This window comes from Rhodanobacter glycinis (genome assembly GCF_006438785.1).
Lineage (GTDB): Bacteria > Pseudomonadota > Gammaproteobacteria > Xanthomonadales > Rhodanobacteraceae > Rhodanobacter > Rhodanobacter glycinis_A.
Genome location: NZ_RCZB01000004.1, coordinates 35,510 through 57,293, shown reverse-complemented (window position 1 = coordinate 57,293; position 21,784 = coordinate 35,510). Strand labels below are relative to the sequence as shown.

At 67.2% G+C, this 21,784-nt stretch carries 12 protein-coding genes; 1 reads left to right on the top strand and 11 read right to left on the bottom strand.

Annotation, left to right across the window (positions count from 1 at the left end; translation table 11 throughout):
• Positions 1-224 precede the first annotated feature (224 nt).
• From tkt to EAH75_RS14180, 10 genes are all read right to left on the bottom strand, one after another.
• Entirely contained in the window at positions 225-2,273 is a 2,049-nt protein-coding gene (tkt, locus tag EAH75_RS14220) for a transketolase (protein ID WP_140805935.1), read from the bottom strand.
• 26 nt (positions 2,274-2,299) lie between these two features.
• Positions 2,300-3,946: a phosphoglucomutase (alpha-D-glucose-1,6-bisphosphate-dependent) gene (gene pgm / locus EAH75_RS14215; protein WP_140805933.1), complete on the bottom strand. Its 1,647-nt coding sequence runs from the start codon at positions 3,944-3,946 to the stop codon at positions 2,300-2,302.
• Positions 3,943-5,607: a glucose-6-phosphate isomerase gene (gene pgi, locus EAH75_RS14210; protein WP_140805931.1), complete on the bottom strand. Its 1,665-nt coding sequence runs from the start codon at positions 5,605-5,607 to the stop codon at positions 3,943-3,945. The genes pgm and pgi overlap by 4 nt, the downstream gene beginning before the upstream one ends.
• The gene (gene tal, locus EAH75_RS14205; protein ID WP_140805929.1) at positions 5,604-6,707 is read right to left on the bottom strand and encodes a transaldolase; all 1,104 of its coding nucleotides are present in this window, start codon (positions 6,705-6,707) and stop codon (positions 5,604-5,606) included. Before tal ends, pgi begins: the two co-directional genes overlap by 4 nt.
• Positions 6,708-6,745: 38 nt before the next feature.
• Positions 6,746-7,459: an HAD family hydrolase gene (locus EAH75_RS14200; protein ID WP_140651459.1), complete on the bottom strand. Its 714-nt coding sequence runs from the start codon at positions 7,457-7,459 to the stop codon at positions 6,746-6,748.
• Positions 7,453-8,859 (bottom strand): glucose-6-phosphate dehydrogenase, encoded by a 1,407-nt coding sequence (gene zwf / locus EAH75_RS14195; RefSeq protein ID WP_140651456.1) that lies wholly within the window; start codon positions 8,857-8,859, stop codon positions 7,453-7,455. Before zwf ends, EAH75_RS14200 begins: the two co-directional genes overlap by 7 nt.
• 345 nt (positions 8,860-9,204) lie before the next feature.
• The gene (locus tag EAH75_RS20060; protein ID WP_275669866.1) at positions 9,205-9,306 is read right to left on the bottom strand and encodes a GDCCVxC domain-containing (seleno)protein; all 102 of its coding nucleotides are present in this window, start codon (positions 9,304-9,306) and stop codon (positions 9,205-9,207) included.
• A 49-nt stretch (positions 9,307-9,355) separates the two neighbouring features.
• The gene (locus EAH75_RS19640; RefSeq protein WP_161596199.1) at positions 9,356-9,523 is read right to left on the bottom strand and encodes a hypothetical protein; all 168 of its coding nucleotides are present in this window, start codon (positions 9,521-9,523) and stop codon (positions 9,356-9,358) included.
• A 29-nt stretch (positions 9,524-9,552) separates the two neighbouring features.
• Positions 9,553-9,900, bottom strand: a complete 348-nt coding sequence (locus EAH75_RS14185; RefSeq protein WP_140651451.1) for a GFA family protein — start codon at positions 9,898-9,900, stop codon at positions 9,553-9,555.
• 132 nt (positions 9,901-10,032) lie between these two features.
• Positions 10,033-18,669 (bottom strand): glycoside hydrolase family 94 protein, encoded by an 8,637-nt coding sequence (locus tag EAH75_RS14180; RefSeq protein ID WP_140805927.1) that lies wholly within the window; start codon positions 18,667-18,669, stop codon positions 10,033-10,035.
• Positions 18,670-18,812: 143 nt separating this feature from the next.
• Between EAH75_RS14180 and EAH75_RS14175 the strand changes: the two genes are divergently transcribed.
• On the top strand, positions 18,813-19,286 hold the full coding sequence (locus EAH75_RS14175) for a GNAT family N-acetyltransferase (RefSeq protein ID WP_140805925.1): 474 nt from the start codon (positions 18,813-18,815) through the stop codon (positions 19,284-19,286).
• 6 nt (positions 19,287-19,292) lie between these two features.
• On the opposite strand, the gene EAH75_RS14170 is transcribed toward EAH75_RS14175, so the two are convergent.
• A complete protein-coding gene (locus tag EAH75_RS14170) occupies positions 19,293-21,767 on the bottom strand; it encodes a sensor domain-containing protein (protein ID WP_140805923.1) in 2,475 nt (824 codons plus the stop codon).
• Between the last annotated feature and the right edge of the window lie 17 nt (positions 21,768-21,784).

Sequence of the window (21,784 nt, the reverse complement as noted above, 5' to 3'; positions counted from 1 at the left end):
CAGACTGGAGAGTTCAGATATATAGGGCGATCGTCATAAATTGCGAATTTGTCGAACGGATCGGCCCGGAGCTGGCAAGCCGGTACAGCAAACCCGCACGCTCACCCAGCCGATCGCGGCCCCAAGCACTACGCCCACGGCGGCCTCCCTGCCATCCCGATCATCGGCCGACCACGCAGCCACAACACCAGATGAAGGCTAGCCAGATGCCGTCGCGAGGGGCGTCACCCGGCCAGCAAGGCACGCGCCCGCGCCACCACGTTGGCGACCGTGAAGCCGAATTCGCGCAGCAGCACATCGGCCGGGGCGGAGGCGCCGAAGTGATCGATGCCGAGCATGTCGCCGTGCGCGCCGGTGTAGCGGTCCCAGCCTTGCGATACACCCAGCTCCACCGCCAGCCGCGCAGTCACGCCAGGCGGGAGCACTTCGTCGCGGTAGCTTTGCGGCTGCGCATCGAACAGTTCCCAGCTCGGCATCGACACGCAGCGTACGGCGATGCCATCGGCCTGCAGCTGGTCCGCGGCTTCGAGGATCAGTCCGACTTCCGAGCCGCTGGCGATCAGGATCAATGACGGCTTTCCGTCCCTCGCGTCGCTCAGCACATAGGCGCCTTTGCGCAAACCGTCGGCGCTGGCGTAACGGGTGCGGTCGAGCGTGGGCACGTCCTGCCGGGTCAGCGCCAGCAGCACTGGATGCTTGGTCGATTCCAGCGCCACCTTCCACGCCACCGCGGTCTCGTTCGCGTCGGCGGGGCGGATCACGCTGAGGTTGGGGATCGCGCGCAGGCTGGCCAGCTGTTCCACCGGCTGGTGGGTGGGGCCGTCCTCGCCCAGTGCCACGCTGTCGTGGGTGAACACGTGCACCACGTGGATGCCCATCAGCGCGGCCAGGCGGATTGCCGGGCGCATGTAGTCGGAGAAGATCAGGAAGGTCGAGCCGTACGGCACGAAGCCGCCGTGCACGGCCAGTCCGTTCGCGATCGCGCCCATCGCATGCTCGCGCACGCCGAAGTGCAGGTTGCGCCCGGCATGGCTCCAGCCGCCGCCGTCGGAGCCCTGGCTGTCTTCGCCCGGCACCAGCGGCGGATTAAAGTCGCCCAGGCCCTTCAGCGCGGTGTGGGTGGACGGATCGAGGTCGGCCGAGCCGCCGCCCAGCGCGGGCAGTTTCGGCGCGATCGCGTTCATTACCTTGCCGCCGGCGACGCGGGTGGCGAGGCCCTTGGCGTCGGCGGGGAACACCGGGATGTCCGCATCCCAACCCAGCGGCAGTTCGCCATCCAGGCGGCCTTGCAACTCGGTCGCCAGCTCGGGGAAGGTTTTCGTATAGACGTCCATACGGCTGTTCCAGGCACGCTCGGCCGCCACGCCACGATCCAGTGCCTCGCGGAAATGCGCCAGCGCCGGCGGCGGCAGCAGGAAGTCCGGTTCGACCGGCCAGCCCAGCTTCTCCTTGGTCTTCCTGACGTCCTCGACGCCCAGCGGCGAGCCGTGCGCCTTGAACGTGTCCTGCTCGGGCGAGCCGTAGCCGATATGCGTACGTACCAGGATCAGCGAGGGCCGGGTGGTGTCGGCGCGGGCCGCATCCAGCGCGGCATGGATCGCGACCAGGTCGTTGCCGTCGGCCACGTGGATGGTCTGCCAGCCATACGCCTCGAAGCGTTTCGCGCGGTCCTCGGAGAAGGTGATGTCGGTGCCGCCGGCCAGCGTCACGTAGTTGTCGTCGTACAGGCAGACCAGCTTGCCCAGCTTGAGATGGCCGGCCAGCGAGGCGGCCTCGCTGGCCACGCCTTCCATCAGGTCACCGTCGCTGACGATGGCCCAGGTGTGGTGGTCGATCACGCGGTGGCCGTCGCGGTTGTAGCGCGCGGCCAGGTGCGCCTCGCCGATCGCCATGCCCACCGCGTTCGCCAGGCCCTGGCCCAGTGGGCCGGTGGTGATCTCGACGCCTGGCGTGTGGCCGTACTCGGGGTGCCCGGGGGCCTTGCCGCCCCACTGGCGGAACTGCTTGATGTCGTCCAGGGTGAGGTCGTAGCCGGTGGCGAACAGCAGGCTGTACAGCAGCGCCGAGCCGTGGCCGGCGGACAGCACGAAGCGATCGCGGTCGGGCCAGTGCGGATTGGCGGGGTTGTGCTTCAGCTGCCGCGTCCACAGCGCGTAGGCCATCGGCGCGGCGCCCAGTGGCAGGCCGGGGTGGCCGCTATTGGCCTTCTGCACCATGTCCACCGACAGGAAGCGCAGCAGGTCGATGCATTGCTGGTCGAGGGCGTTGGACATGGCGGTATCTCCGGTGATGGATGAGGTTACGCGAGCGCGCTGTCGACGATGCCCTGGGCTTCCTTCAGCAGCGCTTGCAGGTGTTCTTCGCTCTTGAAGCTTTCGGCGTAGATCTTGTAGATCGCCTCGGTGCCGGACGGTCGCGCAGCGAACCAGCCGCTGGCGGCGATGGCCTTGATGCCGCCGATCGCCGCGCCGTTGCCGGGCGCCTTGTCCAGCACCTGCTCGATCTTCTCGCCGGCGAGCTGGTCGCTCTTCAATTGATCGGGCGACAGTTTCGCCAGCTTCGCCTTCTGCGCCGGCGTGGCGGCGGCATCGACGCGGCTGGCAAACGGCTTGCCGAGTTCGCGGGTCAGCTGCGCATACAGCTCGCCCGGGTCCTTGCCCTCGCGCGCGGTGATCTCGGCCGACAGCAACGCCGGCACCAGGCCGTCCTTGTCGGTGACCCACGCCGTGCCGTCGCGGCGCAGCAGCGAGGCGCCGGCGCTTTCCTCGCAGCCGAAGCCGAGCGAGCCGTCGAACAGGCCCGGTGCGAACCATTTGAAACCGACCGGCACCTCGTACAGCTGCCGTCCGAGCCGTTTGGCCACGCGGTCGATCAGCGCGGTGCTGACCACGGTCTTGCCCACCGCGGCATGCGCGCCCCACTGCGGCCGATGGCGGAACAGGTAGTCAATCATCACCGACAGATAATGATTCGGCTCCATCAGCCCGCTGCTGCGGGTGACGATGCCGTGGCGGTCGTGGTCGGTGTCGCAGGCGAACGCCACGTCGTACTGGTCCTTCAGCCCGATCAGCCGCTGCATCGCGTACTTCGACGACGGGTCCATGCGGATCTTGCCGTCCCAGTCCACGCTCATGAAGGCGAACTGCGGGTCGACCACCGCGCTGACCACGGTGAGGTCGAGCTGGTAGCGATCGGCGATCGGCGCCCAGTAGTGCACGCCGGCGCCACCCAGCGGATCGACGCCCATGTGCACGCCGGCACTGCGGATGAGATCGAAGTCGACGATGCTGGCGAGGTCGGCGACGTAGTTGTTGAGATAGTCGCGTTCGTGCGTGGTGGCCGCCTTGCGCGCCAGCGCGTAAGGCATGCACTTGACGTCCTTCAGGCCGCTCTCAAGCAATGCGTTCGCCCGCTGCTGCACCCAATTGGTGATGTCGCTGTCGGCCGGGCCGCCGTTGGTCGGGTTGTACTTGAAGCCGCCGTTGTCCGGCGGGTTGTGCGACGGCGTGATCACGATACCGTCGGCGAGACCGCTCGTGCGCCCCCTGTTGTAGACCAGGATCGCGTGCGATACCGCCGGCGTCGGCGTGTATTCGCCGCCGCTGGAAATCATCGTCTCGACGCCGTTGGCGGCCAGCACTTCCAGCGCGTTCTCGAACGCCGGTTGCGACAGGGCGTGGGTGTCCGCACCGATGAACAGCGGGCCGTCGATGCCTTTCGAACGCCGGTACTCGCAGATCGCCTGGCTGATCGCCAGGATGTGCGTCTCGTTGAAGCTGCGCTCGAACGAACTGCCGCGATGGCCGGAGGTGCCGAACGCCACGCGCTGTGCCGGCACCGAGGGGTCGGGCTTGAGGTCGACGTAGGCGGCCAGCAGTTTCGGCACATCGACCAGGATCGACGCTGGCGCCGGCTTGCCGGCGAGGGGGCTGATCTGCTGGGTCATGGACGTTCCGTTGTCTGGCCATCGCGCAGCTGGCGATAGCGGCGTATCAGGTGGTTGGTCGAGCTGTCGTGGGCAAGCTTCGGTTCGTCCGGCGCGGTCAGTTCGGCGATAGTGGTTTTCGCCAGCTGCTTGCCCAGCTCCACGCCCCACTGGTCGAACGAGTCGATGTCCCAGATCACACCTTGCACGAATACGCTGTGCTCATACAGCGCGATCAGTGTGCCCAGCACGTGGGGGGTCAGCTTCGCGGCGAGGATGGTGCTGCTGGGCCGGTTGCCTTCGAACGTGCGATGCGGCACCAGTGCCTCGGGCGTGCCGTCGGCACGCACCTCATCGGCGGTCTTGCCGAACGCCAGTGCCTCGCCCTGGGCGATCAGGTTCGCCATCAACAGGTCGTGCTGGTCGCCGCCGCCCTGTGCCGGCAGCGGGTTCAGGGTCTGGCCGAAGCCGATGAAATCGCATGGCACCAGCCGCGTGCCCTGGTGGATCAGCTGGTAGAACGAGTGCTGGCCATTGGTGCCCGGCTCGCCCCAGTAGATCGGCCCAGTGGCGTAATCGACCGCCGCACCGTCGAGCGTCACGTGCTTGCCGTTGCTCTCCATCGTCAGCTGCTGCAGGTAAGCCGGAAAGCGTTTCAAGTATTGCTCGTACGGCAGCACCGCCACCGTGGCTGCGTCGAGAAAATTGGTGTTCCAGATCGCCAGCAGGCCCATCAACGCGGGCAGGTTGCGTTCCAGCGGCGTGTGCCGGAAATGCTCGTCCATCGCATGGAAGCCGGCGAGCATCTCGCGGAACTGCGCCGGGCCGATCGCCAGCATGGTCGACAGGCCGATCGCCGAATCCATCGAGTAGCGTCCGCCGACCCAGTCCCAGAAGCCGAACATGTTGGCGGTGTCGATGCCGAACTTCGCCACCTCGTCGGCGTTGGTGGAGACCGCCACGAAGTGCTTCGCCACCGCGGACTCGTCGCCCAGCGCAGCGAGGCACCAGCGTCGTGCGGCGTGCGCGTTGCTCAGCGTCTCCAGCGTTGTGAAGGTCTTGGAGCACACGATGAACAGCGTTTCGGCGGCATCGAGATCGCGTGTCGCCTCGGCGAAATCGGTGCCATCCACGTTCGAGACGAATCGGAATGTCATGTCGCGCCGGCTGTAATCGCGCAACGCCTCGTACGCCATCACCGGGCCGAGGTCGGAGCCGCCGATGCCGATGCTGACCACGTTGCGGATGCGCTTGCCGCCGTGGCCCAGCCACGCGCCGCTGCGCACCTGTTCGGCAAACGCGGCCATGCGATCGAGTACCGCGTGGACGTCCGGCACCACGTCATGGCCGTCGACCAGGATCTTCTCGGTGGCCGGTGCGCGCAGCGCCACGTGCAGTACCGCGCGGTTCTCGGTGGTATTGATCCTGTCGCCGCGGAACATCGCCTCGATCCGCTGCGGCAACGCGCAGGCTGCGGCGAGCTCGCGCAGCAGCTGCAAGGTGTCGGCATCGACGCGTTGCTTGGAGTAGTCCAGGTACAGCCCGACGTCCTCGACGGTCAGCCGTTCGCCGCGCTGCGGACTGGCAGCAAACAGTTCGCGCAGATGTTTCGGACCGATCGTGGCGAAGTGCTGCTGCAGCGCCCGCCACTGCGGCAAGGTAGTGAGTTTCGGGTGGCTCATCGCAGCGCGGGTCCTTTTGACTTGTCGGCCAGCGCTGCGGCCTTGTCGGCGATCCGTTGCAGCAGCTGGTGCCACGATTTGACGAACGCGTCGGCGCCGTCCTGCTGCAGCTTGAGCGCCAGCGCATCGATGTCCACGCCGGCCTTGCTGATCTGCGCCAGCGTGTCGTCGGCGTCGCCGCCGTCAATCGCCATAACGCCATGCAGCTGACCGTGGTCGGCGAACGCATGCAGGGTTTTCTCGGGCATCGTGTCGATGGTGTCGGGCGCGGCGAACGCGCTGATGTACAGCGTGTCGGGCGCGGACGGGTCCTTGGTGCCGGTGCTGGCCCAAAGCAGGCGCTGCGGCAGCGCGCCGGCGTCGGCGAGTTTCTGCCAGCGCGACGAGGCGAGCAGTTCGCGGTAGGCGCGATAGGTCTGCTGGCCCACCGCGATGCCGAGCTTGTTGTGCAGTTCGTCCGGCAGCTGCTTGTTGGCAGCCACGTCCCAGCGACTGATGAACAGCGAGGCGACCGAACCGACTTTCGGATCGAGGCCCGCGGCGAGGCGGCGCTCGATGCCGCGCATGTACGCTTCGGCCACGGCCTGGTAGTGCGCGCACGAAAACAGCAAGGTCACGTTGATCGGGATGCCGAGGAAGATCGCCTCCTCGATCGCCGGCACACCCTCGGGGGTGCCGGGAATCTTCACGAACAAATTGTCGCGCCGACCCTGCGCGTGAATCTTCTTCGCTGCCGCGATCGAGCCGGCGGTATCGGCGGCCAGCAAGGGCGACACTTCCATCGAGACCCAGCCGTCGACCTGATGGGTGGCGTCGAATACCGGCTTGAACAGGTCGGCGGCGCGGCGCAGGTCTTCCAGCGCCAGCTCGGTGAACAGCGCCTCACCGGACAGACCGGCCAGCGTCTTGGCGTGCACGCCGGCGTCGTAGGCGTCGCCATCGCCGATTGCGGCATCGAAGATGCTCGGGTTCGAAGTCAGCCCGGTGATCGAATCTTCCGCGATGTAGCGCGCCAGCGTGCCGTCGTCGAGCAGGCTGCGGGTGATGTTGTCCAGCCACAGGCTCTGGCCGAGTTCGTGCAGTTGACGGGTCGCTTTCATGCTTGCTCCATGACTCCAGTTCGATACGGGTGGGGGTTTCAGTCTGCCGGAAGGTTGATGACGGGAGCGTCGGGCAGGAAATCGACAAGCTTACGCTCGCGCAGATCGCCGATGCACGCGATATGGATATCGGCCGCCGCACGCACATCTGCGGGTGCCTGCGCTGCATAGTGGCCCTGCTCCACGAACACCGTGGTGAGCCGGTGGCCAAGGTGTTGCTTCATCTCGGCCAGGATCTGCGGCTTGTCGTCCACCATCACGTAGTGCGCGGCCGGGTAGCGCTGCTGCATCGCCACCAGCATGCGTTGCTTGTGCAGGTAGATCAGCACCTCGCCACGCAGCGCGTCCCATAGGCCAGCGCGCTGGATCTTGCGCGGCTGGAACACCACGTCGCCGTCGGACAGGATGGCCGTGGGTCCCAACGTGCGCAGGTGCGCGACGGTGGCCAGTGCGTGCGGGTACAACCGCTCGGCGAACGGATATTCCAGCAGGTACTTCGACATCTGCAGCAACGAGGGATCGTTGTCCAGGCCGCTGCGAAAGCGCTGCAGCGTGCCCAGGTAGTCGGCATAGCCGAGCTCGTCGCGCAGCTGCGCATAGATCGCCCAGTAGCGTTCGCGCGCGGCGGCGCCGAATGCCTGCTGCAGCGTGTCGCCGAGGTCGGCGGCGAAACGGTCGTTGTCGAGCAGGGTGTTGTCGACGTCGAGCAGGAAGACCACCGACGCGGTGGCGGGGACGTCATTGCTCAGCATGGTTCGCTCGCCTCGGCTTGCGGGTCGTGCCAGCCTTCGGCACTGCTGACGATCTTCGCGGCATCGGCCGGTCCCCAGCTGCCGGGCTCGTAGAAGCTCACGCTGCCCGGGTGGTGCAATACCCGGTCGACCACCGCCCACGCGGCCTCGACGCATTCGTCGCTGGTGAACAACGCATTATCGCCGCGGATCGCGTCGGCGAGCAGCCGTTCGTACGGCGGTTTCTCCGGCTCTGAATGGTGGCGTGCCACCAGCTCCACCGGCTCGCCCTGCATCGTCTCGCCGGGCCGCTTGACGCGCATGCCTTCGGCAATGATCACCTCGGGGCTGAGCCGGAAGCGGAAGTAATTCGATTGCGGTGGCGTGATCTCGTCGAATACCGACAACGGCGGCGTCTTCATGTCCACCATCACCTCGGTGGTGGTGAGCGGAAGGTTCTTGCCGGCGCGGATGTAGAACGGCACCCCGGCCCAGCGCCAGGTGTCGATGTGCAGACACAGCGCCACGAAGGTCTCCACGTTGGAATCCGGCGCCACGCCCTCGACCCCGCGATAGCCGTTGAACTGGCCGCGCACCACTTCGGCCGGATCGAGTGGGCGCATCGCGCGGAACAGCCGCAGCTTTTCCGCATTCAGCGAGACCGGGTCGTTGCCGATCGGCGCATCCATCGCCAGCAACGAAGTCACCTGCAGCAGGTGGTTCTGCAGCACGTCGCGGATCGCGCCGACGCCCTCATAGAAACTGCCGCGGCCATCCACGCCGAACTGCTCGGCCATGGTGATCTGCACGCTGTCGACATAACGGTTGTTCCACACCGGTTCCAGCACGGTGTTGGCGAAGCGGAAGTACAGCAGGTTCTGCACCGGCTCCTTGCCCAGGTAGTGGTCGATGCGGAAGATCGCCGACTCCGGAAACACCCGGTGCAACGTGCGGTTGAGCGCCTGCGCCGAGGCCAGGTCGCGGCCAAAGGGCTTCTCCACCACTACCCGCGCGTTGTCCGCACAGCCGGCCTGCTGCAGGTTCTTCACCACCACGCCGAACAGGCTCGGTGGTATCGCCAGGTAATGCAGCGGCGCACTGGCGCTGCCCAGCACCTGCTTCAACTGCGTGAACGTGGCCGGATCGTTGTAGTCGCCATCGACGTACTGCAGGCGTGCCGAGAACTTCGCAAACGCGGCCTCGTCGACGTCGCCGCCCCGATGCTTCGCCGCCTGCGCCAGGCTGTCATGCGCGCGCTGGCGTAGCTTCTCCACGTTCCAGCCGGAATGCGCCACGCCAATGATCGGCACGTCCAGCCCGTCGCGCAGCATCATCGCCTGCAGCGCGGGGAAGATCTGCTTGTAGGCCAGGTCGCCAGTGGCGCCGAAAAAAACCAAGGCATCCGAGCGTTGTGTCGGCATAGCGGGCGTTCTCTCCATGAGGGCAAGGCCGGTAGCGCTGTTGATTCGGCGCCCGAGCCACACGATGCGGCATGTCGGATGTTGCCTCAACCATGCCGCATCTCGGGTTTACCTTCCAGCCTGCATGTCGGCAGGTTAAACCGATGCATAAGTCCAACCATGACGAGGTCGACGCGAGCGGCGCAGGAAACTGCGCGGGTAGTGGAGCAGCATGGCTCGTTATCGCTTTGCAGGGCGCCCACCGGTGTCGGGATCGGTAGGCGATGCCGGGACAGGATCGTTCAATTCTCCGGGAGACCCACAAACGCACGTGAGGCGCACCGATGTTGCGGCCTGGATGATTCTCTATGTGCCACTACTGCCGCAGCACGAGCCGTCCTGTTGCATCGGCGGGCATTTGACGCTGCCAAATGAACAGTAGACGCAGCAGTTACCCGGTAGCGGCATCAACAGTGCATGGCACGCAGCGCACTCCCTGAAGATGCCTGTGCAGGCGTCAGGCGACCCGGCTTTTGCTGCGCGGCCTTCGAATGAGCCCGAACCAGAACCCGAGTTCCAGCAGCAGGCCGATGCCCACAAGAACTACGGCGCCGGTTGCGCTGCCTGCGATATAGAACGCCGCCGCAGCCAGAAGTAAAACCATGAGCACAAGCGCGTGTTTCATTTGCTTCTCCAAGGGTGGGTATCACCGGCCTATGCCGAGCGACCGTCGTGGTTCTGCACTGGAATAGTCGCAAGGTCGACGCCTTCGAGACAACGGATATTGATAGCCGTCATCGCGTTGCCTTTCGGATCGGTGCCCTCGCTGTACGGCTGCATGCCGCAATCGGGGCAGAAACGGCGCTTGATGACGTGCTTGTTGAAGGTGTACGTACTGGCCGCATTCTCGGGCGTGAGCAGATGGAATTTTTCCTGCGGCACGAACCAGAGCAGCGAACCCTTTCTCTGGCAGATTGAACAGTTGCAGGCCAATGCCCCGTCGATCTGGCCTTCGACTTCGAACGAGATCCTGCCGCAGTGGCAGCTGCCCTTGTAGTTCATGCGTACTCTCCTTGCCTGCTGCACGATGAGGCCCTACGCCGGAGTCAAGTGCAGTCTAATCCCGCCGCCTGATCTTGCAGTGTTGCATGGGACGAAAGGCGGCGCGGCCTCTCGCCTCACCGACGATGTGGATCACGCAGTGCGCGGATGGTTGAGCTCGACGCTGTGCTCGGTCCCGTCATCGACCAGCGGAATACAGCCATCCGCCTGCACCGCGCCATCCAGCCATACGGTGCTCAGCGTGCCGGGCTCGCTCTGGCGCAGGTTGATGCGGTATTGCGTGTCGCGATAACGATAGTCCAGCGAGAAACCTTCCCACTGCGCCGGCAGCACCGGCGTGAAGCGTAGCTTGCCGGCTTCCAGGCGCAGGCCGAGTAGCGACTCGATGATCAGCCGGTACATCCAGCCGGCGGAGCCGGTGTACCAGCTCCAGCCGCCGCGGCCGACGTGCGGTTCGACCGCGTAGACGTCGGCGCTGACCACGTACGGCTCGACCTTGTAGACGTCCATTTGCGCGTCGCCGATGCCATGGCTGACCGGGTTGATCATGCGCAGCAGTTCCCACGCGCGGGCGCTGTCGCCCAGTTCGGCGAATGCCATCGTGGCCCAGATCGCGGCATGCGTGTACTGGCCGCCGTTCTCGCGCACGCCGGGGACGTAGCCCTTGATATAGCCGGGGTCGAGTTTGGACTTGTCGAACGGCGGATCGAGCAGCTGCACCAGGCCGGCATCGCGGCGCACCAGATGCTGGTCCAGCGAGTTCATCGCCTGCAGCCGGCGCTCGGGCGAGGCGATGCCGGACAGTACCGACCAGCTCTGCGCGATCGAGTCGATGCGGCATTCGTCGTTGCTGCTGGAACCCAGCGGGGTGCCGTCGTCGAAGTATGCGCGGCGGTACCAGGCGCCATCCCACGCGTGCTGCTCCAGCGCCACGCGCAGCTGGCTCACCTCGCCTTCGCAGCGCAGTGCAAAGGCCTCGTCGCCATGCAGGCGGGCCACTTCGGCGAAGCGCGAAAGCACCTCGCAGGCGAAGAAACCCAGCCACACGCTTTCGCCGCGGCCGGCTTCGCCGACCCGATTCATGCCGTCGTTCCAGTCGCCGGCGCCGATCAGTGGCAGGCCGTGCGCGCCGCGCGGCCGGCTGTGCTCGATCGCGCGCACGCAGTGCTGGTACAGCGTCTCGTTGAGGCCCGATGGCTGCGGCAGGTCGTAGTAGGACTCCTCGCCCGGATGCAGCGGCCGCCCTTCGATATAGCCCACGCGCTGTTCCAGCACGCCGGTATCGGCCGTGGCCAGCACGTAGCGGCTGGTGGCCAGCGGCAGCCACAGGTAGTCGTCGGAACAGGCGGTGCGCACGCCGCGGTCCAGCGGCGGGTGCCACCAGTGCTGCACGTCGCCTTCGGGAAACTGATGCGCCGCACACAGCAGCAATTGCGCGCGCGACAGTTCTGGGGCGGCGTGCAGGGTCGCCATCGAATCCTGCAGTTGATCACGGAAACCGAATGCGCCGCCGGACTGGTAGTAACCGCTGCGCGCCCAGATCCGGCAGGCAATGGTCTGATACAGCAACCAGCCGTTGGCCAGCACGTCGAGCGCCGGCTCGGGCGTGCGAACCTGCACGGCACCCAGCGTGCGGGCCCAGTGCGCGCGAACTTTCTCCAGCGCCTGCGCGGCGGTGCCGCTGCCGCGGAAGCGCTGCACCAGCGCGCTGGCGTCGGCGGCATCGCGGCCCAGGCCGAGCCGGAAGATCACCTGGCGCTGCTCGCCGTCGTCCAGCGCCACGCTCATCTGCAAGGTCGCGCAGGGGTCCAGCCCTGCGCCGAGGCGGCCGGACAGATGCGCGCGGGCCAACCCGGCGGGCGCCGCGGTGCTGCCGTTGCGGCCGATAAATTCGCGGCGGTCGCCGTCGATGCCGCGGGCGGGGTCGTCCACGTCGAAGAACGCCACGCGGTTCGGGAACTCGGTGTTGTAGGCATTGCGGGCGAACAGCGCGCCGCTGGCCGGATCCGACTCGGTGACCACGTGCATCGACGTGCGCTCGCGCAGATCGCCGAGCAGCCATTCGACGTAGCCGGTGACGCTGAGCTGGCGCGGCTGGCCAGAGGCGTTGCGCAGTTTCAGCACCGAGAATTTCACCGAGGCATCCAGCGCCACGTAGATCCACAGTTCGGAGTGGATGCCGTCCTCGACGTGCTCGAACACGCTGTAGCCGAAGCCGTGGCGGGTGATGTAGTCGCCGCTGCCGCGCGCGGGCAGCGGCGTGGGCGACCAGACCTGGCCGGTTTCCTCATCACGCAGATACAGCGCCTCGCCGCTGCCGTCGCTGACCGGGTCGTTGTGCCACGGCGTGAGCCGGAACTCGTGCGCGTTCTCGCCCCAGGTGTATGCACTGCCGCTCTCGGAGATCACCGTGCCGAAGTGCGGGTTGGCCAGCACGTTGGCCCATGGCGCCGGCGTGGCATCGCCCGGCGCCAGCGTGATCACATACTCGCGGCCGTCCGCGCTGAAGCCGCCATGCGGGTTGGCCAGCTGCAGCGCCGATGGCGCCGAGGGTGGCATCGGCGACACCGACGGGATGCGTCGCGGCTTGCTCGGTTCGAAGCGCGGCGCATGTGTTTCCGCGCGGCGTCGGCTGATCTGTTCGGCCAGGTTGCCGCGATTGTCGGCCAGGATGATGCGCGCACTGGCCTGCATCACCATGCGGTCTTCGCCGGACAGCTGCTGCGCCGGGCGCACGAAGATGCCGCCGGGGTGATCGAGCAGGCTCGCCTCGCTGCCCGAGGCGATCAGGCCCATGATCTGGTCCTGCAGCTCCTGCCGATAGCCGGCGCGGTCCTCGTTCCAGATCACCAGATCCACCGCCAGCCCTTTCAGCCGCCAGTACGCGTGCGCCTGCACCAGCTGGCGCACCAGTTCGATGCGCGCCGGGTCGGCAATCTGCAGCAGCACGATCGGCAGGTCGCCGGAGATCGACTGCCCCCACAGGCCCGACTGCCCGCGCCGGTTGCCGCGCAGGATGCCGGACTCGGCGCGCAGGTTCGCGTTTGGGTAGATGATCGAGGTGGCCATGTGTTCGTACAGCTGTGCATCGGCGAGGCTGGCGTTGAGCTGGCGCAGCAGCACCTGGCTGTGCGTCCAGGCCAGGTCGAACACGCGGTCGGCAAGGTGGCGATCGCGGTACTTGCCGATCAGCCGCAGGCAGCCGTCGCGGTGCTCGGCCATGCCGGTGACAAAGTCGATCGTGGCCGATTGTTCCGGTTCCAGCGTGATGCGGCAGCGGATCGCCACGATCGGATCGAGCACCGAACCATCGCTGTTGGACAGTTGCGCCTGCTCGCGATCGAGCATCTGCGGTTGCGCCACGTTGCGGCCGCGGCCGATGAAACGTGCGCGGTCGGTCTCGTACGAGATCGCGTCGATGTGGGCGTCGTGCACGGCCAGCAGGTGGCACATCCACGGCACGTGTTCGTCGGCCGCGCGCGGCCGGCGCGTGCACACGATCGCCTGCAGCTCGGGCACCAGCTCGGTCTGCACGAACAGCTTGCTGAAGGCCGGATGCAGCGCATCGGCGAGCGATGGTGCCAGCACCACCTCGGCATAGCTGGTCAGCTCGATCGTGCGCCGCGTGCGGCTGCGGTTGGTGATGCGGGTGCGGCGCAGCTCGATGTCGTCTTCGGGCGACACCACGATCTCGGTGTGCGCGTCGAACTCGCGCTCGCGCACGCGGAACTCGGCGCGCGCGTCGGAGAAGATCGCCTCGAACTGCTCGGTCTTCTTCAGCGTGGGCTGGTACGCAGTGGACCAGTACTCGCCGCTGGCCACGTCGCGCAGGTAGCAGAACATGCCCCAGTGATCGCGCGTGCTGTCCTCGCGCCAGCGGGTCAGCGCCAGCTCGCCGCAACGGCTGTAGCCGCCGCCGGCGCTGCTGATCATCGCGTGGTAGCGGCCGTTCGACAGCAGCTGAACCGCTGGTCGCGCGCGATCCGGATCGGCGAACACGCGCAGCCGCGCTTCGGCCACGCGCGGGTTGCCGTCCAGTTCCGGGAAGCCGGACGCATGCAGGTATTCCGCCGCGGTCTTGGGCACGCGTTCCTGCAGCAGCAGGCTGGTGGCCTGGAACTGCGGATCGGATTCGAAGCGCCGCTGCATCGGCCGGTCCAGTAGTGCATAGGCCAGCGCCAGCAGGCTCATGCCCTGGTGGTGCGCCATGAACGACTGCACCAGCGCGGAGGCCTGCCCCAGCGGCAGCCGGGCCGGGGTGTAGTCGATCGCCTCGTACAGGCCGAAGCGTCCCGCGGCACCGGCGTCGGCCAGCCGCTGCAGGTTCTTGGTGGCTGCCGCCGGCGCAACCATCATGGCCAGCGCGGTAGCGTATGGCGCGATCACCACATCGTCGCCGAGCCCGCGCTTGAGGCCGAGGCCGGGTACGCCGAACGCGCGGTACTGATAGGTGAAGTGCGCGTCCATCGTGTTGTAGCCGGATTCGGAAACGCCCCACGGCACACCGAGCTGGCTGCCGTATTCGATCTGGCGCGCCACCGCGGCGCGGCAGGTCTGCTCGAGCAAGGTGCCTTCGTAGCTCGGCATCACCAGCGTCGGCATCAGGTATTCGAACATCGAGCCGGTCCACGACAGCAGCACCGGTTCACCGCCACTGGTGGTCAGCAGGCGGCCCAGCGAGAACCAGTTGTCCTGCGGCAGCTGGCCCTGCGCGATGCCGACGAAACTGGCCAGCCGCGCCTCCGAGGCGAGCAGGTCGTAGTAACCCGCGTCGAGCCGACGCTCGTCCACGTTGTAGCCGATGGCCAGCAGGTCGCGCGCGCTGTCATACAGGAATCGATAGTCCATCAGCGCCAGTTCGCCGGCCTGCTGCGCCAGCCGCTCGATCGCCACAATGCGTTCGCGCGCCCGTTCGCGCATGCCCTCGGCGCCGGCGCCGGATGGCCAGCACAGCGGCTCGGCCCGCGCCAGCTGCAGCAGGGTGGGAATGCCGCTGAAGCCGGCGTCGTCGTCGGGCGGTGGATCGAGGTTGAAGAGGGTGGCCTCGTCGCACAGGTCGCTGCATTGCTCCAGCAACGCGCTGAGCCAGAACTCGGCGTCGCTGCCGGGTTCGGGCGCCAGTGTCTGCGCCAGTGCGTGGGCATGATCCAGTTGCCGTTGCAGCAGGGTCAGCGCCGCGCCGGTGGTGGTCGGCGGCACGAGCAGTGCGGCCTGCAGTTCCTGCCGCATCGGATCCAGTGCGCGGCTGCCATTGCTGTCGAGCGTGTCATCCAGCACATGCACGGTGTCGAGCAGGCCCTGCAGCACGCGCGACTGGAACACCGGCTCGCCGATCACGGCCAGCAGGCCCGGCCGCAAGGTCAGCAGGTGGCCGGCGAGGTTGCCGCTATCCACCGCCGAGATGTACAGCGGCGCCAGTGGCTGCAGGCTCTGCGTGTCGTACCAGTTGTAGAAATGGCCGCGATGGCGCGGCAGCTGCTGCATGGTCGCCAGCGTGTCGTTCGTGCGATCGAGCAGGCGGCAGGCGCTGAGAAAGCCGAAGTCGAAGCCGGCCAGGTTCGCCAGCAACGTCATGCCAATGTTGGTCGGCGAGGTGCGGTGGGCGATCACCGGCCCGGGGCGTTCCTGCAGGTTGTCCGGCGGCAGCCAGTGGTCGGCCGGGCCGACATGGGTATCGAAGAACGCCCAGGTGCGGCGCGCCAGCACGCGCAGAAAGCGCGTTTGTGCCGGCGTTGGCGCAAACGCGTCGGGCTTGCGCGGCTGGCTGATCCACCACGCCAGCGCCGGCGACAGTAGCCAAAGCAGCAGCAACGGCGCGGCCAGCAGCAAGACCATCGGGCGCTGCAGGGTCAGTGCCACGCCCAGCAGCAGTGCCAGCAGCGGACCGATCCACATCAGCCGCCACAGCGTCGCCGGTGTGTTGCTGCTGCGTCGCTCGACCTCGCTGGAAGTCTGCCACTGCAACAGGTGGCGACCGCTGATCGTCACCCGCCACAACGTGCGCACGATCGCGTCGAGTTGATACAGCACCTCGTGCGGCAGCCACGCCAGCGCCAGCGCCATCCGCGCAAAATGCAGCATGCCGGCGTTGAATCCGGCCCGCAGATGCTGGTCGATCTGCACTTCGCGCGGCTTCTGCACCAGCTCCAGCAGGGCCGACAGCAACGGCGGCACCAGCACCATAGACAGCACCGCCAGCGTCCACGAGAACACCGGCGAGATCGCCAGCCAGCCGGTCACCAGCAACACCAGCAACGATGTCGGCACCAGGCTGCGGCGCAGGTTGTCGAGGATCTTCCAGCGCGACAACGCGGTCAGCGCGTTGCGGCGCCAGCCGTCGTGCGCGGTCGGCGCCCACGGCAGCAGCCACGGCAGCAGTTGCCAGTCGCCGCGAATCCAGCGGTGGCGGCGCTTGATGTCGGCGCCGTAGCGCGCCGGGTACTCCTCGAACAGCTGCACGTCGCTGAGCAGGCCCGCGCGAGCGTGGCAGCCCTCGACCAGATCGTGGCTGAGGATGCGGTTTTCCGGGAAGCGGCCGTCCAGGCTCAGCTCGAACGCGTCGATCGCGTAGATGCCCTTGCCGATGAACGAGCCTTCGTGGAACACGTCCTGATAGACGTCCGAAACCATCTGCGTATACGGATCGATGCCGGCATCGCTGCCGTACAGCTGTGCATAGCGCGAGCGCGCGGTGCTGGGCAGGCTGATGCCCACGCGCGGCTGCAGGATGCCGTAGCCGGACACCACGCGCCGCTGCCGCGGGTCGTACACCGCGCGATTGAGCGGGTGGTCGATGGTGCCGACGAATGCCTGCGCCGAGTCGCGCGGCAGTTCGGTGTCGGTGTCCAGCGTGATCACATATTGCACCGCTGGCAGCGCCGCGATGTCGCCCACGACCAGCATGAAACGGTCGTGCGCGTTGCCGCGCAGCAGCGCGTTGAGATCGGCCAGCTTGCCGCGCTTGCGCTCGTGGCCCATCCAGCATCGTTCTGCGGCGTTCCAGCGACGCGGGCGATGGAACAGGAAGAAGCGATCGGCCTCGACGCTGGCGTAGTGCTCGTTGAGCGCCTCGATGCGCCGCTGCGCCAGCCGCAGCAGCGCATCGTCGCTGGGCAGGGTTTCGCTGTCCGCATCGGCGAAATCGGTGAGCAGGGCGAAGTGCAGGTGTTCGTCGCGGTTGCCGAGGAAGCGCACTTCCAGCGCCTCGACCAGGTCCTCGACGTCCTGCACGCTGGCGAACAGGCTGGGTATCGCCACCAGCGTGCGTGCGCTGGCCGGGATGCCTTCGGAATAGTCCATCCGCGGCAGCAGCTGTGGCGCCACCGCCAGCGTGGCCATCCAGTTGAGCAGGCTCAAGCCCAGCTGGCTGGCCAGCAGGGTGGCCGGTATGGCAATCGCGATTAGCGCCCACAGCGGCAGGCCATCGTGCGCGGCAGCCAGCACCAGCGGCTGTGCAAACGCAAACGTCAGCAATGCCAGCAGGCCCAGGTAGACCGGCAGCGGCGCGCGGTCGAAGCCGCGGCGCAGGCTCTCGACCAGTCGCGGCCGGATGCCGAGGTGGCGCTCCAGCCGGCGCCGGCCGCGGTCGATCAGGTACAGGCCCACATGTTGCGGCAACGAGGTAGTGGTGTCGGTCGGGGCGGCGGGCTGGCACAGCGCAACGGCAGCCTCGGCCACCTCCAGCTCGGTCAGCCGATGGCGACGGGCGAGCGCTTCCACCACGTGGCGATAGCGGTCACGGGTGGCGAAATCCATCGCCGCATAGACGCCGGCGGGGTCTTGCCGCAGCAGCTGCTCCACCGCACTGCTGCGCTCGACGAATTCGCGCCAGTCGATCGCCGAGAGCGCGCGCAGGCCGCCGATGCTGTTGCTGATGGTGACCTGGTTGGCGGCCTGCTGCTGTGCCTCCGACTGCACCAGATGCTCGATGCTCTGGCCCGATTCGGCCAGGCGCTGCTCGATCCAGCTCAACGGCAACGCCAGCGCCGGACTCTGGCCCTGCAGCCGGCGCGCCATCTCGGCCACGAACGGTCCGGTCATCGGCGGGTTCGAGCGCGCCATGTCGGCGACCACCAGCACCACGCTCTTGGGATCGCGTTCGGCGGTCGCCGTCATGCTGTCGGCCCAGCGCACGGCCTTGCCGCGATAGCGCCAGTCCGCCATCACCCGCGCGGCGACGCGACGCAGGTTTTCGATCAGCGCCAGCCGCAGCATGATCGGGATCGCCCACAGCTCGCCCAGCTTGAGCGGGGTTACGCTCTGGTAGGCGCCGATGAAGCGCTGCAGGCTGCTGGTGTCGACCCGGCCATCGCCGTGCGAAATGATTTCCAGCGCGATGTCGTACACGCGCGGCAGGCCTGCCGAGGGGCCGCTGTCCAGGCGCGGCAGTTCGCGGCTGTAACCCTTCGGCAGATGCCGGCGGGCGATCCGGATCTGTTCCTCGATCAGGTAGAAATTGTCCAGCAGCCACTCGCCGGCCGGAGTCACTCGCCGCTTGCGCCGGGTCGCGTTGGTCAACCGTTCGCAGGTGTGGGTCAGCACCGCCTCGTTGTCGGCCAGCCGGGTCAGCAGCAGGTCGGCACTGGAGCGCGCGCTCACCCGGTGCTGGCCGGCCAGCGCCTGACCGTGCCGTTCCATCTGCTCGGCACTGAACAGCTCCGAGCGCAGCGCCGGCTCCTGCTCGGGGCGCGCGTGCGCGGCCGCGCGTCGACGGCGGAACGCGCGCAGACGCCGCAGCTTGAGCAGATCGAGGAGACTGCCGATATTCAAGTACGCTTTTCCTTGGGGTTCATGGCCTGGCGCTGTCCACAACGAGCTGCCGCGGCCGCCGGCTTCCGCTCGGACGCTACGCCCCTGCGTGTGAAGAGCGCGCACGCTACGATGCGCCCTCGTCCCATTGCCGGAGTCATGCCGTGTCGTTGTCGATTCGCGCCGCCCGCCTCACCGACCTGCCCGAACTCGTCGCATGGAATGCGGCAATGGCATGGGAAACCGAACACCGGCAACTGGACCGCGACACCCTGCAGCGCGGCGTCGCCGGTGTGTTCGAACAGCCGCGACGCGGCTTCTACCTGGTGGCGGAACGCGATGGCGTGGCAGTGGGCAGTCTGCTGGTGACGTACGAATGGAGCGACTGGCGCGATGGCGATTTCTGGTGGATCCAGAGCGTGTACGTGAGCCCCGACGCGCGCCGCGGCGGGGTGTTCCGCGCGCTGTATGCGGCGGTGGCGCAGCGTGCGGCGGCGGCTGGCGCGGTGGGCGTGCGACTGTACGTGGAAACCGAGAATCAGCGTGCGCAGGCGACCTACGAAGGCCTAGGCATGCAGCGCTGCCACTACGCGATGTACGAAGCCGCTCTGGCCGGCACTGGCGGCAGCGCGGATTGAGCGGGCTCAGTCGGTGCTGAGCAACTGCTGCTGGAATTCCGCGGCCGGCATCGGTGCGCCATACAGGAAGCCCTGCAGTTGCGAACAGCCGGCGTGGCGCAGGAACGCGCCCTGCTCGCGCGTCTCCACGCCTTCGGCGATCACCAGCTTGTTGAGGCTACGTGCCATCGCGATGATCGAGCTGGTGATCGTGGCGGTGTCACGGTCGCTGATGAGGTCGCGCACGAACACGCGGTCGATCTTCAGCGCGTCGATCGGAAAATGCTTGAGGTAGGACAGGCTGCAGTAGCCGGTACCGAAATCATCCAGCGACAACCGCACGCCGCGCCGCTTGATCCGCTGCAGCAGGCAGGTGGTGGCGTCGCCGCCGGACATCACCATGCGCTCGGTCAGCTCCAGTTCGAGCAGGTTGGCGTCGAGCCCGGTCTCGTTCAAGACGTCGTCGAGCCAGCTGTAGAAATCGGCATGCTGGAACTGCAGCGGCGACACATTCACCGACACCGCAATGGCCCGGTCGCGCAGTTGCCACAGCTGTGCCTGCTTGCAGGCCTGGCGCAGCACCCAGGCACCGATCGGCAGGATCAGCCCGGTGTCTTCGGCCACCGGGATGAACTGGTCCGGCTCGTACAGCTCGCGCCCGTTCGCATGCCAGCGCAGAAGCGCCTCGGCGCCGACGATGCGCCCGCTCTCGGCATCCACCTTCGGCTGGTAATACAGGCTCAGCTCATGGCGCGGCAGCGCCTGGCGCAGCGCCGTCTCGATCCGCCGCAACGCGCGCGTGCGCTCGTTCATCGAGGCGGTGAAGAAGCGGTAGCTGTGCAGGCCTTGCGCCTTCACCGCGACCAGCGCGGTCTCCGCGTGTTGCAGCAGGCTTTCCGGCTCCAGCGCATCATCCGGATACACGCTGATGCCGATGCTGACGTGCAGCAGCAGGTCGGCCAGGCCGTCGATGCGGATCTGCTCGACCTGGTTGATCAGGGTCTGGCACAGGCTGGCCACCTCGCCGACGCTTTCCAGGTGCGGCAGCACCACCACAAATTCGTCGCCGCCATAGCGGCCGAGAAATTCGTCGCCGGGCAGGCAGCGATGCAATTGCTCGGCGAGCGCGCACAGCACGCGGTCGCCGGCCGCGTGGCCGTGGAGTTCGTTGACCTGCTTGAAATGGTCGATGTCCAGGTGGATCAGTGCGGCGCGCTGCTGGCGCCGGCTGGCCGTGGCCAGCGCCTGTCCGATGTGGCCGTGCAGCTGGCTGCGGTTGGGCAGCCCGGTGAGCGTGTCGTGCTGGGTCAGGTGAATCATCTTCAAGGCCAGCGCGCGGGTCTCGCTGATGTCATGGAACACCAGCACGCCGCCGACGACATTGCCAGCGTGGTCGTGGATCGGCGCGGAGGAGTCCTCCACCGGCGTGTCGAAGCCGTGGCGGTGGCGCAGCAGCGTCTTGCCGGTCAGGTCGACGATGGTGTTGCGGCCGATCGCGGCGCGCAGCGGATTGGCCACCGGATGGCCGTGTCCGGCGTCGAACAGCTGGAAGATCTCCTCGATCGGGCGGCCTTGCGCCTCGTCGCTGGTCCAGCCGGTCATCGCCTCGGCGATCGGGTTGAGCGAGGTCACGCCCAGCTGTGGATCGGTGGTGATCACCGCGTCGCCGATCGAGCGCAAGGTGACCTCGGCCAGCTCGCGCTCGCGATGCAGCGCATCCTCGAACGCCTTGCGCTGGCTGATGTTCTGCGCCTGCGAGACGAAGTACAGCGGCGCACCGTGATCGTCGCGCACCAGTGAGATGGCGAGCAGGATATGCACGACGTGGCCGTCCTTGTGGAAATTGCGTTTCTCCAGCTGGTACGACTCGCGTTGGCCGGCCAGCAGCTCGGCCATCAAGGCCACATCGGCGGCGAGGTCATCCGGGTGGGTAAGCCTGGCGATGTCCAGCGCCAGCAGTTCTTCCTCGCGATAGCCCAGCATCTGGCACACCGCGGCATTGACGCGCAGGAAATGGCCGTCCGGATGGGTCAGTGCCATGCCGATTGCGGCATGCTGGAACGCGCCGAAAAAGCGTTGCTCGCTTTCGTGCAGTTTCAGCTCCAGGGTGTGCCGCTCGGTAATGTCGATCAGTGCGGTGAACACGCCGCGCACACGACCGTCGGTGTCGAAATCCGGCTGGAAGTTGCCATGCGCGTAGCGGCGCTCGCTGCCGTTGTACAGCTCGCCTTCGAAGCTGGCCATCTGGCCGGCGTACGCTTTTTCCAGCGCGGGGGCCGCGCTCTGGTAGTTGCGATGGCCGGCCACATCGACCAGGCGTCGGCCCAGCATCGCCTGCGGATCGAGGCCGAGCCAGTCGCGATGGAGTTCGTTGGCGTAGCGAAACCGTTGCTCGGCGTCGAGGTAGGCAAGCAGCACCGGGGCGCCGCGCAAGATTCGCGCTGGCCAGTCCGGCCCGTGAGGAAGTGATGGCAATACCTCGGCAGACTTGTGCGGCCGCATGGTCTTTCCGTCAGCTG

Coding starts and splice junctions, on each gene's coding strand:
- tkt (WP_140805935.1), bottom strand. CDS start 2,273: ATGTCCAACGCCCTCGACCAGCAATGCATCGACCTGCTGCGCTTCCTG.
- pgm (WP_140805933.1), bottom strand. CDS start 3,946: ATGACCCAGCAGATCAGCCCCCTCGCCGGCAAGCCGGCGCCAGCGTCG.
- pgi (WP_140805931.1), bottom strand. CDS start 5,607: ATGAGCCACCCGAAACTCACTACCTTGCCGCAGTGGCGGGCGCTGCAG.
- tal (WP_140805929.1), bottom strand. CDS start 6,707: ATGAAAGCGACCCGTCAACTGCACGAACTCGGCCAGAGCCTGTGGCTG.
- EAH75_RS14200 (WP_140651459.1), bottom strand. CDS start 7,459: ATGCTGAGCAATGACGTCCCCGCCACCGCGTCGGTGGTCTTCCTGCTC.
- zwf (WP_140651456.1), bottom strand. CDS start 8,859: ATGCCGACACAACGCTCGGATGCCTTGGTTTTTTTCGGCGCCACTGGC.
- EAH75_RS20060 (WP_275669866.1), bottom strand. CDS start 9,306: ATGCCGCTACCGGGTAACTGCTGCGTCTACTGTTCATTTGGCAGCGTC.
- EAH75_RS19640 (WP_161596199.1), bottom strand. CDS start 9,523: ATGAAACACGCGCTTGTGCTCATGGTTTTACTTCTGGCTGCGGCGGCG.
- EAH75_RS14185 (WP_140651451.1), bottom strand. CDS start 9,900: ATGAACTACAAGGGCAGCTGCCACTGCGGCAGGATCTCGTTCGAAGTC.
- EAH75_RS14170 (WP_140805923.1), bottom strand. CDS start 21,767: ATGCGGCCGCACAAGTCTGCCGAGGTATTGCCATCACTTCCTCACGGG.